The sequence below is a fragment of the Lysinibacillus sp. FSL R7-0073 genome (assembly GCF_038009065.1).
Taxonomy (GTDB): domain Bacteria; phylum Bacillota; class Bacilli; order Bacillales_A; family Planococcaceae; genus Lysinibacillus; species Lysinibacillus fusiformis.
The window spans coordinates 33,515-48,351 of record NZ_JBBPAS010000002.1; the positions used below are offsets into that span (position 1 = coordinate 33,515).

General features: G+C 36.9%; 12 protein-coding genes. 9 read left to right on the forward strand and 3 right to left on the reverse strand.

All coding sequences use genetic code 11. The features are described from left to right. Positions 1-220: 220 nt before the first annotated feature. From MKY88_RS24155 to MKY88_RS24165, 3 genes are read right to left on the reverse strand one after another with little or no spacing between them, the layout of a single operon-like run. A complete protein-coding gene (locus MKY88_RS24155; RefSeq protein ID WP_069483527.1) occupies positions 221-1,204 on the reverse strand; it encodes a ParB/RepB/Spo0J family partition protein in 984 nt (327 codons plus the stop codon). Positions 1,205-1,210: 6 nt separating this feature from the next. Further along, positions 1,211-2,038: a ParA family protein gene (locus MKY88_RS24160; protein WP_069483528.1), complete on the reverse strand. Its 828-nt coding sequence runs from the start codon at positions 2,036-2,038 to the stop codon at positions 1,211-1,213. Continuing rightward, positions 2,035-2,277, reverse strand: coding sequence for a ribbon-helix-helix domain-containing protein (locus tag MKY88_RS24165; protein ID WP_025115919.1), 243 nt, complete (start codon positions 2,275-2,277; stop codon positions 2,035-2,037). The genes MKY88_RS24160 and MKY88_RS24165 overlap by 4 nt, the downstream gene beginning before the upstream one ends. 732 nt (positions 2,278-3,009) lie before the next feature. Here MKY88_RS24165 and MKY88_RS24170 point away from each other — a divergent pair. The 9 genes from MKY88_RS24170 to MKY88_RS24210 all read left to right on the forward strand — a co-directional run bounded on the left by MKY88_RS24170 (position 3,010) and on the right by MKY88_RS24210 (position 14,341). Next, positions 3,010-6,102, forward strand: coding sequence for a peptidoglycan DD-metalloendopeptidase family protein (locus tag MKY88_RS24170; RefSeq protein WP_328204343.1), 3,093 nt, complete (start codon positions 3,010-3,012; stop codon positions 6,100-6,102). 294 nt (positions 6,103-6,396) lie between these two features. Beyond that, positions 6,397-7,821 carry a hypothetical protein gene (locus MKY88_RS24175; protein ID WP_340814868.1) on the forward strand — a complete coding sequence of 475 codons (1,425 nt, stop codon included), beginning with the start codon at positions 6,397-6,399 and terminating at the stop codon, positions 7,819-7,821. Position 7,822: 1 nt separating this feature from the next. Further along, entirely contained in the window at positions 7,823-9,004 is a 1,182-nt protein-coding gene (locus MKY88_RS24180) for a discoidin domain-containing protein (RefSeq protein WP_328204465.1), read from the forward strand. 27 nt (positions 9,005-9,031) lie between these two features. Beyond that, entirely contained in the window at positions 9,032-9,751 is a 720-nt protein-coding gene (locus tag MKY88_RS24185) for a hypothetical protein (RefSeq protein ID WP_328204464.1), read from the forward strand. A gap of 64 nt (positions 9,752-9,815) precedes the next feature. Next, positions 9,816-10,676 carry a LamG-like jellyroll fold domain-containing protein gene (locus MKY88_RS24190; protein ID WP_340814869.1) on the forward strand — a complete coding sequence of 287 codons (861 nt, stop codon included), beginning with the start codon at positions 9,816-9,818 and terminating at the stop codon, positions 10,674-10,676. Positions 10,677-11,005: 329 nt separating this feature from the next. Next, positions 11,006-11,791, forward strand: coding sequence for a hypothetical protein (locus MKY88_RS24195; RefSeq protein WP_193834064.1), 786 nt, complete (start codon positions 11,006-11,008; stop codon positions 11,789-11,791). A 70-nt stretch (positions 11,792-11,861) separates the two neighbouring features. Continuing rightward, on the forward strand, positions 11,862-12,899 hold the full coding sequence (locus MKY88_RS24200; RefSeq protein WP_328204460.1) for a hypothetical protein: 1,038 nt from the start codon (positions 11,862-11,864) through the stop codon (positions 12,897-12,899). Positions 12,900-12,973: 74 nt separating this feature from the next. Further along, the gene (locus MKY88_RS24205) at positions 12,974-13,885 is read left to right on the forward strand and encodes a hypothetical protein (RefSeq protein ID WP_328204458.1); all 912 of its coding nucleotides are present in this window, start codon (positions 12,974-12,976) and stop codon (positions 13,883-13,885) included. Between the two features lie 102 nt (positions 13,886-13,987). Further along, complete coding sequence (locus MKY88_RS24210) at positions 13,988-14,341, forward strand: helix-turn-helix transcriptional regulator (protein WP_069483538.1); 354 nt, start codon at positions 13,988-13,990, stop codon at positions 14,339-14,341. Positions 14,342-14,837: the final 496 nt, after the last annotated feature.

Below are 14,837 nucleotides of genomic sequence, written 5' to 3' on the forward strand. Positions count from 1 at the left end.
TAGCCATTGTCTGAGACTCAATTTGTTGGTACAATTCGAAATAAGCAGTGTCCTACAGCTTTTGCTTTAAAGTTTATGTAATAATACCTAAAACAAAAAGCCATTGGATTAAAAAGCTCTAGCAGTTCTGGATTAAAACCACTAGAGCCTTTCGATAATTATTTTGCCTTTGAGGGATGGTCAAAATATCATATCGATATGAGTATAAAAATGGGCTACATTAATCTGTAGTCTTTTTTCTTTTTCGCTTCAATTTTACTTTGAAATCTTCTATCCCTTCGTTTTCTAAAATACTACTGAAGACTTTCGTTAAACGGTATCCTTCACCATCTGGTACAGTAATTGTAATTGTATCTGGCTCAGGTTTGATATAATTCTCTTCCAACGCTTTTCTAATATCTTCGACTGAAAGGCCTGGCTTTAACATAGCCACAAATTCCTTTGTAATTTTTTCTTTATGATTTATTAGAAGTTGCTGCACTTCTTCGTTACGCACGGCTACATTTAGTAGGTGCGTTTTAGTGATTGGTGTAGTGTTAATGAGGTCCAAAACTTCTCTTGGGAGGCTACACAATGCACGGATATTATCTACGTCTTTTCCATCTTTTCGGCCAATCATTTCACCTATAACATCTCTTAATCGTGCATACTTACCAGATTCTACGAAGATCTTTTGAGCTTCTTCTTCGAATGCTTCGATGTGTAAGCCCGTTTCTAAAATCCTTTCAGCTTCTGTTAAGTTGCCTCGTGAAATATTTGAGTCTGTGATAATTCCTATCGCTTCAGCTTTTGTAAGGGAATCATGAGGTCGAACAAATGCAAAGATTTCGCCGTATTCTTCAAAACCTTCTTCTTTATAAAGATATTCAAATACACGTTTACGGCTATGGCCCATTAGGATATAAAAGCCGTTACCCTTCTCTCTTTCCCAAACAATAATTGGAGAAAGTAGACCTACATTTAGAATAGATTTGCGCATGCGTTCAAAGAGATCCTTATCTTCTTTGATGTCACGATAGACGTTCCAGCCATTTGGAGCATCGTGAAGGTCACTTAGACGGATTTTTTGTACGCGAATACCAGTATCTTCTTCTACAATATCTTTTAATTGTATCTCTGTTTTTTCGGCAGCCTTTTGAGCCGCTTTTCTCATATCTGATACAAAGTTATCACCAGCTGGTTTTTGCCATTTAGTTCTAGCCATTTAACATCATACCCCCATTTTTTCAGGACATACTTCCTTCAATTCAAGTAGTAGTTCATCAATTAACATACTAACATCTATTGCGGCTTTAGATTTAGGCGCAAATAGATTAATAGGGACGCGATAGTCTTGTGCTTGCTTCACGTTTGTGTCTCTTCGTATTTGAATGTCAAAAATTTTGCAAAGATCTTTCATCCCTTCAGCTACTGAAGCAATAGTTGTTCTAGAGATAGACTCTCTGGCATCGACGTTTACAAATACAACTCCAGCTTTTAAGTTTGGATTGTGTTCCATGTTTTCTTCTAAGAACGCATAAGTAGGCGGTATACACTCTTTTGTGTTTGGTTCTGGATTAACTGGAACGATAACAAAGTCAGATGCTTGATAACAATTGTAGGAAAGAACATCCAAATCAAGGCCACAATCTATGATTATAAAATCATAAGCGTTCTGCAAGCCTTGAAGTGCACTTTTTACAAACTCTAATCTGCCTAAATTTGTGCTGTCCAATTCCTTGCTTATTGAAGGTTGATCTGATACTGCAGGCACCATATCAATGTTTTCGAACTCAGTAGGAATAATGTAATCAAACGGATTAAAATCCTTCTTTTTTGAATTGATGATAAAGTTGTATACGTTTTTCCTTTTTTTCTCGGGATCATCCTCTTCAAATTTTAATCGATAGTTAACTGTTAAATTCTTTTGTTTGTCCGTATCCAGTAGCAGAACTTTAAAACCTCTTGCGGCCAGCTCTCCACCGAGGAAAGAGGTTGTAGTGGTTTTTCCTGCTCCACCTTTTTGGATGTGGACGGAGATGATTTTCGCTTTTTTCATCGTCTTTTCTCCTCCAGTATCTTAGAATGCTTTTTGTAGTGAGTAATTTCATCCTTAATGCTTCTAGTATAGGCTGTTGCTAATTCATTTTCGTATTTGGCAAATAAGTCATTAAGGGCCTCGTCTAACAATCGAGATTGAGGAATGCGTGTAATGTCCGATAACTCTTTGAAAACCTCATAATTTGTTAAACTAATTGAAGCAGAAATTCTCTTTCTATTTTTTAATTCGCCTCCCAATCGATTTCCACCTCCTTATTTTGTCCATAGTTTACCACATAATTTATTTATAATAAAGTAAGTTTCTTTAAGCTTATATAAGCTTAAATAAATTGATGTAAGCAAATTTGTAGAAATAAGGTAATAAACTTTTTTATTTGTTCAATGAAATGGTTAGACTCATTATCACAATTCTAGGTAACCTTTTTATAAAAAGTATCTGCAAATACCAAGATTCTGTTTAAAATGATTACTTTTACGTTTTTATAAAAACCGTGGTAACATAATGACACTTCTGACATTGTCTTGTATAATTAAAGACAGGATAGTTACAGGGTGAAAAGAGATCTCATGAAGTACTACTTTGTAATTAACCCCATTAGTTTGAAACTTTACAGCTAAAACACTCATGATAAATGAACATTAAAGTCACATCTAAGATAAGTATCATTTCCTTTCATTCCGATAGGCACTGATGTCGCTGTACAAAGGACTTCTCTGAATGAAGGTATATATCAAGGAGCGTGATTCGATAATGTTGCATTCAAAGAGTGTACAGTACTTTACGAATTTTTTTAAGAGTAGAGTAAATAACAAAATGAGTAAGAGGAAAAGAAAAAAAGAATTTGATAACACAAAATTACATCAAGCTTTTCGTGATTACTATCATGTCATGCAGCCAGAATACGAACAACGAGTTTCTAAGCTGCCCCTTTCTGGAAGTAAGGTAATTACATATCAGGAGGGATTCTGATGGCAGATATTATTATTTCAGCAGGACACGGGACACATGTAGCGGGAACATCCGGAAATGGAATGACTGAGGTAGGGGAGGCCCGTAACGTTTCTAAACGTGTTGTAGAAATTCTTAAAGAGAATAGCTTAGCAGCCGAATTCTATTATGATGACGTCAGTACAACGCAAAATGCTAACTTAACGCATCTTGTAAATTACCACAATAAGCAAACACGTAAATTGGATGTGAGTGTCCATTTTAATAGCTCTGGTACGTCCACATCTAGTGGAATTGGATCAGAGGCGTTTTATAAAAGTGGAGATTCTACTACGCATAAAATGGCGGCGGCAGTATCAGCTGCTATGGCCCTTGCTGGTGGATTTAAGGACCGCGGTCCAAAGTCAAAGTCGCTAGCATTTACTAATGGCTGTAAAGCGAACTCGTTATTATTAGAAATTTGCTTTATGAATAGCTCTACTGACATGACTTTGTACAAGCAGAACTTTGAGAAAATCTGCCAGGCTATTGCTTTCACGCTAGTTAAATGTGTTGGCAAAAAGGCTGACCTTGATAACTGGAAAGGCGATATTTCTCAGCAAGTGGCAGACATAAAGTTGTCTGTTAATCAGGCTGATATTGAGGGACAGACTCCAGCAGAAGCGGGAGACTCTATCGGCAGTTCGGTTGACGGATTACAAGATGCTTTTGCAAATTCTTCTGTCTCAACAGCTCCTAACTCAGAAGGTGGCTTCAGAGTAACGACAAGTGGCGGCCTTGTTGTTATTGATAAGCAGCCCTTAGAAGAGACACCAGGAGAACCGGTTTATCCTGACTTAGTGGCTCCTCAAAAGACTCCAAAGGAATACGTACAGCCATTGTCTCCTTTATGGAAAAACGAAGAGGAAAAGAAGGAAACTGAACAGAAGTATGATATGGCTAACGAAGTTAATTTCGAGTCATTCATTAAAAAAGGGATCGACATTGCGAAAATCTTTTTTGATTATGAAGATTACAAGAAGCGGTCACTTGTTTATGATAATAAAGAACACAGGTACAAAAAGAAGGTCCCAAACTTCGGAAAGCCAGCTAATAACAATGATCCGCTCCCAGTAGATGAAAAGATTGAAGAACTTGAGCAGCATCTTCCGTTTATGAAGATTCATCGATTATCATTCTATCAACCACATCAACATACAGTGCAGCTGGCCAAGATCGTTATGGATTTGTCAGATAAAGTTGAGAAGCGGATGGTTCAGGTAGAGAACAACCTTGCAACGCTTTACCGAAATACATTCCGATTAGGTTCGCGCATTAATATCAACTGTGTGTATTATGGCGGACAAAGTGAATTCCATAAATACAAATCAATTCGTTGCCTCCATCATGATCGCATAAACGATGGTCAGGTTATGACGTTGGATCAATGTCTAAGCTGTACAAGATATGAACCAATACTTGGTAAGGTTTATGAGATCGAGAATGAACTGGGGCGCTCTCTGCAGTTAATTAATGATGATAATCAAATGGCTTATCAGCAAATGCAAGACTCCATCGACCAGACAAAGATTGAGGAGAAGCCAGACAAGATAGAAAAGATGTTCCTGGATCTTGAGCAGATCAAGAAGAACAAGCGTGAAGACGGGGATAAAGACTTCAAGGAAGTATGGCCAGAGGGCTTTAAAATGAATTGGGATTTAGTTCCTATCGAGAAGCAAACACCACATGTTCGTTATGACGACGGACGTGAATCAGAACGCTTAGCTAGTAACTACAAAAATATCGAGCATCACAACGATCCTACTGGCGCAGGCTTTGAAGGGATCGGTATCTTCTATGGGCCAACTGGCTCTACATTCTACAGTAAGTTAGGATACGGAGGAGGGTTCTCACCTTCGGGTAGTGGCGGCTACACGGGAGGAACAGAGACAACTTCTATCCAATCGACAGAAGAAGTACGAAAGCAAATTGAGATGAATGATGCTGTCTTTGATAGCTTAGCAACAAACAATGCAATGACGCAGTACGTGAACAACGGTAAAGCATACGCTAAAAACGTAGACTCTGCACTCAAAGCTTTAAAAGATGCAGACTCTAACTTTGAACAGTATATTAAGGATGCTGCTACTAAATACGGACTAGATCCTCTGCTTGTGCTATCAGTCATTATAGTAGAATCGACAGGGAGATATAATAATGGTGAACCTGACGGATTTGTAGGACTAATGCAGATGCATATAAACAATTTGCCAAGTAATTATTTAAGCATGTCTATTTCGGATAAAATAAAGACAAACATAGAAAAAGGCTGTGCGCATCTTGTAAGCAAACGCAAAGCTGTTTGGGAATCAAGCAATATTGTAAACTTAAGCATTGCCTATAATTCCGGCGAGGCTTTAATAATTGGTAATAGTTCTAAAGGATATGGCCCTGTCTATACTCCAGGACTAGATAAAAATCAGCACAGCACATGGACGTATGATCAAATTTGGACGAACTTTTACCGAAACTTAAAAGGACAATGGCCTGGAGATACAAGTAGGCATAAGGAAAAGCTAGAGTATTACCCTAAAATACACTACATCTATAAGGCTTTAATGTCTAAAGACATTGCGGAGAGTTTATCTACAGCTCCAGCTGCTAAAGAGATTGGATTCGCAATGACATTCCCTTATTCAAGCGATTACTATGATAATAAGGTTACATTCACAAGTGACTATGGTAATCGTAGTATTAACGGCGGAACAGAGTTCCACAATGGTATCGACCTACAAGGCGGTAGCGGTTCGCCAATTGTTGCAGCAGCCAAAGGCAAGGTAACAAAGGTATCTCCAGGATATAATGGCGGAATGGGGAATGTGGTTGAAATTACACATGAGGGCGGAGTCAGAACAATCTACATGCACTTACAAGATAAAAGCATGCAAGTCTCTGTTGGAGATTCAGTGAATCCTGGCACAGTGATTGCCAAAGAAGGCAACACAGGAAGGGTCTATGGTAAAACAGGCTTCCACTTACACTTTGAAATAAGGGATGCACAAAACAAAACGATTGATCCAAAAGTCGCATTCCCATATCTAAAAGGTCAGTTGCATAAAAAGATAAAAGTTTGATTTGATGGTTATATAAGGAATGATAAGTCGTAATAAAAACTATGAGAACCTGGTTCTCTAAAAGACCCCTCCCCCTCACCCTATAATAAGACCAACCATTTTGGTTGGTCTTTTACTATTTATTCTTGTTTCTTTTCCTTAAGTTCTATTTATCCTATTGTAAAATTAAGATGGCTTCGTTAATTTTCTCACAACCTTTAAGTTTGTTTCGAGTGCAATCAATCCTTTGATGTGCTTAAGATCTAAAGTTATTAGTAATAAGAGAAAGACTAATTATATCGAGGTGTTGTTTTTATGACTGTTAATCGTCAAGACATAATCGAACACTTAGCTGAAAAATATTCGATCTGTTGGTATAAGTTTGACGAAGGAGCCGGATCCATTATTAGAGACTGCAAAAACAGCTATGTTGGTACAATATCTGGTGCAACGTGGGTTGTGAATGAAGGATTGTATTTTGATGGAGTAAATGATTCAGTATTGCTTAATACACGTTTGACGCCTATTGGAGCTATGAGTATTTATATGAGACTTAAAGCTTTTAAGCCTTCATCGTGGGGAGAAATAATAGGTGGTACTCAGGCAACATCATCAACTAATGGAATTCAGTTTTGTTTATCATCTACAGGATTATTTGTTGATTTTTATCATAACGCTTGGAATGCTTGCTTTCCAAGGGTTACTGTTCCATATACGACTTTTAACATATGTGATGGGAATTTTCATGATGTGCTTTTTACCTGGGACGGAAAAGTAGGGAATAATAATGTAAAGCTATACATTGATGATTATTCAAAACCAAAGGCAGTATCTAATGGGAAGCTTGCTAGGCAATGGACGGGAATGAATGCCAGGTTAGGACAATGGAATTCAGGTGGCAATGCAAACCCATTTAAAGGAAATATAGCAAATTTAATTGTCTTTGATATGGATATATCAAACATGATTAATGACAAAAACTTTATTTATCAGAATAAAAGTTTTGTTCTTCATGAAAATAAGCACAAGAAATTTCTTCCAAATCCCAATTATCTAGTAGAGAGAAATCTTGTTCCTACAATGACTAGCAACACTGAACCTGAAGGGTTAGCTTTCTCAAAATCAGTTTACTCTAATACACAAGCTTATTTTGTTTTTGTAGATGATGCTAGAGAAGGACATTCAGCAAAATCAGGAACTTATGCAGAGAATGAATATATCGGATATCAATTTAGCATACCTAGAAAGATTACGAAGGTAACAATAAGAACAAGAAATAATTCATATGCTTCCTCAGATTCCCCAATGATTTTTCGTGTACAAGCAAGCGACGATATGACCAACTGGACAACCCTTGCAGAGTTTGCAAGTATCAATAACTGGGGAATATTTGAGACAAAGACATTCTCTTTTAAAAACGATCAAAGGTACCTCGCTTATCGAATCTACAATGTTCGAACTGTTAATAGAAATTACTTTGTACTTACAAAGCTAGAGTTTATTGGGATGGATGAAGAGATTTCCTCTCCAGTATGGGAAGAATTTACTGATGACTTAGGCTTAATAAGTACACAGGGCGAAGATAACCTATCGAAAGCGCTAAGTAACACACTCTTAGATTTTAACTTGTCGGTCGCTTCAAAAATCAGTAACGTTCACTATTATGATTATTATGATATTAACTTAAAGACATATAAAGATATAAGAACTGCTAGATTTGACACCAAGGAAGTGAAGTAAAATGGCAACTATTGGACAGCAATTAATCACCGCAGAAAATGGATATAAAAGATACTTATTTACTGATTCTAATTTTAACTATAGTAATGGATGGTTAAATAATTCTGGTTCCGACATGATTTCTTATACAGAAGGCTCAACAGTCCGTTTTAACTGTTATGGGACTTCTTTGACTGTCTTAGTGTATTCATGGTCAAACAGAGGAAACATGAGCATCTCCATTGATGGACAGGAGCCTTTAGCTTATAAAGGATACCATTCTGCTAATGCTAATAATTACGTAGGATTCGTTGTCACTGGACTGACCGACAGATGGCATACGGTAATTATTACGGTATTGTCATCTTTAGGAACCTTAAGAGCTGTTGATGTGCAAAGTAATGGCCTTGGAATATCTACTTATGACGAATCTGTTGTAAAAAAAGACAGGACTCTTATTTTGCACAATGATAAATATAAAAAATGGAATCCTGAAGTTAAAGGTGGCTACTTTAGTGTAGTCCCAGCAATGACTTCAGCAACAACACCTACAGGTATAGTTGAGCAAAGCAGCATATGGGGAAGCGGATATGAAGGCTTTAGGGCTTTCGATAAAAAACTCAATGTCCATGCTAATGGCGCTTGGCACACAGGACAAACAAATGGTGCAGTGCCACAATGGATTTCTTATGACATTGGGAAGCTTAAAAGAGTTGTTCGAGTTGCCATTACAGCCAGATTAGATAGTTATGTCACGACACAAGGAGTGAAGAATTTTATTGTTCAAGCATATGAAAATGGTGCATATGTAGACTTAGCAGAGTTCAATACAACTCCATGGGCGGCTGGCGAAACAAGAACTTTTGACTTTAATAACAGCAAGCATTACCAAAAGTACAGATTGTATATTAAATCGACCTATGGGACATCAGCTTTTGCGATTACAGAAATTGATTTCCTAGAGTCGGTAATAGAATCGTCGGCTCACTGGAGCGCTTATGATACAGAAACCATATCAACTTTCCACGACTTCTTAGAGTGGGGGATGGAAGACAGAAGTATATTTGAAAGAAAATCCTCAGAGCTTCCTCCTATTCCATTGATTAATATTACTCAAAATATCACCAGTCATGAGCAGGAATCTGCTTACTCACAATCCTTAAATTTGTCTAAATATACAAGCATTCAATCTCTAAAAATCTAGGCTGTGGCTTTTAAAAGGAGTTTTAGTATGATAAATCTAGGAGCAAGCATTCAGTCTAACAATAGTAATATGACAACATTGCTTCGTCGGACATGGAGCAAAATTGATGACGGGAATGGACCAGATGGAGTTTATAGAAGTCACATAGTAAGCTTTGGTTCTCCAAGTGTTGTCGCTATATTTCCTATCAACAACACCGAAAAAATGCAAGTTCAAAAAATTGAGGTTGCATTTGGTGTCTCAAGCTGGAATGGCAATACTTCACCGTCTAATTTTGCTATTCAATACACCGACGATCGCACAGCTTCTTACAATGATCCGAGAACTGATAGTCGATGGGAAACGGTAAAATCCTATACAAGTTGGAGTCACAAGAGCGGGATTGTGAACATAAACGTAGATTTTTCTTGCTGGAAAATACGAATTTACACTTCGAGTGCTTATCAAGGAACTTATTATCAATCAACAGTATTTAGAATTTATGGAAAGATCATAGCTACTGAAAAGTTTCTTGTACAGAGTGGGGAAAATCTTATGACTTTTAAAGATGATACATGGTCAATTACTGACTCTACTTCTCCTACACGTGCCTCGTTTGATCTTCATGGTCTAGGTTCACTTTCTGTTTTTGACAGAGCGACAAGAATAAAAGAGGATACAATGACTCTCACAAATATCACTTTTGATTCAGGCAATACTTTTAGGAAAATAGTGTTACTTAATGAGTATTTAGATATAGATAATTGAAATTATTGATTCAAAAAACCATCCATTTACGAAAGTAGAGCAAAAAAATAAGGAGGTATTCTATTTGATAAGCTATCCTATACAAAACGGTACACTTAGTTTCCCTAAGACTAGTGTTCTCACTGTTGATTTTTGGATCAAAGTATTGAAATCAAGTAGTAGCTCTGTAAAATTGTTCACAGGACGATCCACGAACGAGGAAGCAACTATTGAACTGTCAGCCAATAATACAATTGGTGTAAGAACAGGTGGTAATTGTTATGGTGGCCCTGGAAGAGTTCAATACTCCAACTTTTCGCTTACTAAGGGAGAGACATATCATGTTGCAGTTGTTTTTGGGTCCTCTACAATAATTTATGTAAATGGAGAACTTGTGTCTTCATTAGGAGCTACAACAAGTTGCGGCAAGGTCTTTGGCTCAATAGGGAACTTTTTTGACATAGTTACTATCGAGCTACCAAAATTCTGGAACAGGCAACTACCTCAATCTGAGATAAAAGAAATATTTAAAGCAAGATCCGCTCCAGCAGAAGATTCTATAGGTTTGATATTTTGGAGCTCCTTTGATCCTAGACGGTTAATTGTCAATGAAGTTAAAATGTCTCCTTTAGTTTCCTCTGGAATTTCGTATTATCATAAAAGTTTACTCATTCGAGAAAAAACGTTTGTACATTACAATGGAACATACAAATTCATAACAAAAATAGATGATTCAATTTTTGTTGTGGATGCTTCAGGACCATCAATGCCTTCCACTGATTTTATTATTGAGAACGGCTTTGAAATCGCTTCAATTTTAGATCGAAAAGCGCAGGTTGTGTCTGGTAATCCCAAGTCATTACTTATTGATGACAATATCTTTCGTGGAACATTAATCTTGAATAAATACTCAAACATTAAGAATCTGGAAATAGCGACTAAATAATATTGGTAAACTAACACGGTTTTCTACACCGTGTTTTTTTATAGTCCATTTGGCGAGCACAGCGAAACTTAGGTGTGCTTAATTTTTATTTTTTAAGTAATAAAGTACTAAAAGGAAGTGAAGTTAAAATAGCGGCAGTTGGACCACGATTATCGTTGTAAGGAATTAATTCAAAAGAATCTCGGAAATGCCCCCGATTCCGTTAACTGATATAACTCCTATTTTCGATTCTATGCAAGATCGGCTTCCTCACAATCTTTGAATCTGTCCAAATATAAAAGCATTCCATCTGAAACAACTTAACACACAATTAAAATGGGAGTGAAACGATGGCAATTAAACTAATAGAATCTTCATCAATCTCTGGATTAACAAGAACTGTCGTGGTAAACAATGGACTAAAAGATGATTTTATTGTAGTAGGGATTTATATAAATGGAGCGGGAAGTAAGGATCCATCTTTGCCGTCGGGGTATATAAAAATAGGCAGTAGAGCTGGAAATGGCGTTTATTTATATTATAGACGACTAACAGCAAGTGGAAGCTTTTCGATTACAAGCGCTTTCCCAGCAAACAATACATTGTTCACACTGAGATATTGGCTCTTTAGAGGAGCGCAAGATGTAAATCTAGCAATTGACTATCCATTAAAATTAGGAACAACTACAACCTACACTAGGTCATTTAATGATTTTAGCGATGTTGCACTAGTTACAGGAGATGGAACCATAGGATTTAAATACAGCATATATAAAAATGTAACTTTTGTAAGTGAAACTCTTAGGCCATGGGCTGTTGATGCAGTACCTATTATTATTTTGTCTACTACTTTAACCGGTCAGAGGGTTCTTTTTCAAGAGGGAGAAGTGATAAAGACTTATAACGATTCCTCTTGGCAAGTAGCTGGGACTGCTCCTGTCTCAAAATATATGTTTGATAGTTACGGAATTACCATGTTTAATTTGCAATCATACAATCGAGTGGGTGAGACTCTTAGGGAGCAAATGACCGATTCAGATTTTGCTATTTGTTCTGGAAGACTATTTAGTAAAACAATAGATTTTACCAGATATGTTGACATCAAAAATTTAGAAGTTGACGGTATTTTGAAGTAAGCCATTCCTCGATGTTATCAATAGCACTAAATATAATCCGTGTAACCATAAATAAAGGAGGTTAAATCTATTGCCAAATTACGTCTTACCAAATCCAAAAGATTTTAATAAAGTCTGGTATGTAAGTCCTGATGGAGACGACTCTACTGGGGATGGAAGCAAGATGGCGCCTTATAATTCCCATATTAAAGCTATTCAAATGGCTGCTAGTGGGGATGGAATATTTATTCAAGCTGGTGTTTATGAAGCACCTCATCTCGTACTCGATACGTATTATCGAAGTGTTTGTTTTTACGACTATAATAAGAAATTGGCGATATGGGGTGAAAATGAAAACACTGTAATTAATTTTGATGGCACAAAAGGCATTCGTCGGGATGCCAACTTGTTTGAAATACCTAATGCAGGGACAGTCATATCTAATATGAAGATTAATTTTATTCCAGGAAAATCAGTCAGTTATTCTAATGCTATATTTCGCTGGTGTAACGGAAACTTCCGTAATTTGTTTATTGAGAACAAAGGAACAATAAAATGGTCTACTTGCTATTACAATGACCAACTGGTTGCCGGCCCAAAAGCAACCAACTGCATCTTTAAATGCAATGGAAGGTATACATCAAACTACTCAGGAAAAGGAGTATGGCTTAATTGCGTGTTTGATTATTCTCATGGTGGTGGAACATTTACAAATTCACTTCAGCGAACCATCACGGAAAATGATTCCGTCTTGAAGTCATTGCCAGTTAATCTGATTGATACAGGTAGTCCCACTATACTTGATCCTGACAACACTAGGTCGAACATTGGGGTTTGCGGTGGCCCTTATGGATGGGGATTTATTGCGCTAATGTATAAGTCTTTTATTTACTTAAACGGGGAGTATCTTAAACTCACTAACTGTAAATGGGAGTCAGTTTCAGATGAGCCACCCAACGAAATTCTATTTAAATCTGATGGTATGGATGGTCATCATTTATTGAATCGATTATCCACAGTTAGTGATGTCGTAATGATCGACAGAGTATCTTCTGTGAGCGATAAACTGTTCAATACAAAGATTAACTTAAAAAAATATTATCACTTGACTGATTTAGGTCTAATGTAAAAAGAAGTTCGAGGTTAATTGTTCCTCGAGCTTCTTAATAATACGGATTATATTCTGGAAATAGAGGTGTAGGAATGGTTACGACACTGACAAGCTATATGGATAGGAACATATTGAATTATGAATATGGAGCAAGAGTCACCTGGGCGGATTATCCTTATGGTGCTTCACACTATACAACGTTCACTGCTGAAGGTGACATTAAAGGTTCATATAAACCATCAAATTTAGATCCAACTAGCGGAGATTCATGGTGGACTCCTAACAACCACTGGCACGTACAGGGATCAGTTGAGAATGATGATGACAAAGATGTCGCACATACTCACACTGGCACAATAAAAGCTGGCTCCTCATCTACGACAATCAGCACTTACTATACAGTAAATGGATTTGCCCGTTTTATTATTAATCCACGGGCGTATCAAAAGGAAGCTATCATCTTTCTTGTAAACGAACTATATATTGCTTCTGCTAGTTCTGATGGAGACGTTGGAGATTATGAAATATACGCAACAGAAAGCACGGATATGAGTGTTCAATATAAGCCAAATGACCCAAGCTGGAAACTCGTTGCCGTAGGAAGAGTAACAGCTGATAAAGTTTTGCAACAAACTGTATTGGAGAGGTCTTTTAAGTTTACTTTTATTAAAGTTCATGCAAAGGTCAGAAGCAAGGGTTACATGGAAATGGCAGCAATAAAAGCATATGGAGAAATAGATGATGACAAAGTCTTTTTTCTTAATAAGGATACTTATAAGACATTTTTAGATTCGAAGTGGGTTGACATAGGTAACGACTTAACGAAAGAGAAGATTGAAACATACGGTAAATCAATATTAGTGGAGTTGAAAAGAAGGCCTGTTGTTATAGCCTTAAAGATGGAAAATAAAAAAACAGATGAACAAGGAAAGGTATTTTTTCGATCTATTAACCTGATAAAGTATCAGCAAGTCCAAGGTATTATTTTTAAGTCATCAACTTGAACACGGTTCTAAATAATCCTTTATTAATAAGAATAGCCCTCGCTCCATACTATCTGGTAAAATGAAGAATATACACGGACAAGCTTTTAAGGAGGTTTTGTTATGGGGCGAACAACTTTCATTCTACGTCAGAGGGCTTATCTGAAACTTTATATGTTGCAGAAGGCAGAGCACGGTAATTTGTATGGGCTTCAAATCCTAGGTGATCTCATCGATTATTTCGATGATCTTGGGTACAAACCGACAAAATCCGAAGTTTACAAGTCTTTACATGAACTACTTAAAGAAGGGCTTATTAAACGTAAATGGATAGACAAAGAGGGTACAGAGATGCAAGAAGTTGCAGTTTATCAGATTAGCGATATGGAAAAAGTAAAAGCATATAAGGCACTAGTAAAAAACGACTTGGATCGATCTGTAGCCTTACTCAATAGAGCTTTGAAAGACAATTTCTGAAGGTTATGGAATTTCGCTAGAGATAGACTAGCTATTGGAAATTAGAGGCAATCTACATCCTGTAGAAATTAAGGATAACAGTAATGTTAATAGTGTCTATTAAGTTGATGAAAAATCTTCTATAAACTGATATAATTATTAGCATAGTTGCATACAGCGGGGTGAGCGGCCAAGCCTTCCAACCGGAAAGGGAAGGAGGTGAGGCCAATGATTACAATAGAAGTAGCAAACGTTATTCTAGGGTTCGGCATGTTTGTCTTAACACTAGTTATGGTTGTAATCATGATCGTTCAATTAAAAAAGTAATCACCCCGTAAGCTGTCCCGGCTAATTGGGTGATTACTTTTATCATTCATAAAGCTGGCCGCTTTATCAAGCGAGCGACTATCGAAGATGTGGGTGGTGCTAACACCTGCATCTTTGTTATTTTAACCTTATTTTATTACAAATAATCATAATAATCAAGAACAATGGCTAGTGCTGGATGGACTATATG

What these genes read in the sequence shown, in the direction of transcription:
- MKY88_RS24195 (WP_193834064.1), top strand. Translation starts at nt 11,006, where the DNA reads ATGGCAATTAAACTAATAGAATCTTCATCAATCTCTGGATTAACAAGA.
- MKY88_RS24185 (WP_328204464.1), top strand. Translation starts at nt 9,032, where the DNA reads ATGATAAATCTAGGAGCAAGCATTCAGTCTAACAATAGTAATATGACA.
- MKY88_RS24205 (WP_328204458.1), top strand. Translation starts at nt 12,974, where the DNA reads ATGGTTACGACACTGACAAGCTATATGGATAGGAACATATTGAATTAT.
- MKY88_RS24180 (WP_328204465.1), top strand. Translation starts at nt 7,823, where the DNA reads ATGGCAACTATTGGACAGCAATTAATCACCGCAGAAAATGGATATAAA.
- MKY88_RS24155 (WP_069483527.1), bottom strand. Translation starts at nt 1,204, where the DNA reads ATGGCTAGAACTAAATGGCAAAAACCAGCTGGTGATAACTTTGTATCA.
- MKY88_RS24160 (WP_069483528.1), bottom strand. Translation starts at nt 2,038, where the DNA reads ATGAAAAAAGCGAAAATCATCTCCGTCCACATCCAAAAAGGTGGAGCA.
- MKY88_RS24170 (WP_328204343.1), top strand. Translation starts at nt 3,010, where the DNA reads ATGGCAGATATTATTATTTCAGCAGGACACGGGACACATGTAGCGGGA.
- MKY88_RS24175 (WP_340814868.1), top strand. Translation starts at nt 6,397, where the DNA reads ATGACTGTTAATCGTCAAGACATAATCGAACACTTAGCTGAAAAATAT.
- MKY88_RS24210 (WP_069483538.1), top strand. Translation starts at nt 13,988, where the DNA reads ATGGGGCGAACAACTTTCATTCTACGTCAGAGGGCTTATCTGAAACTT.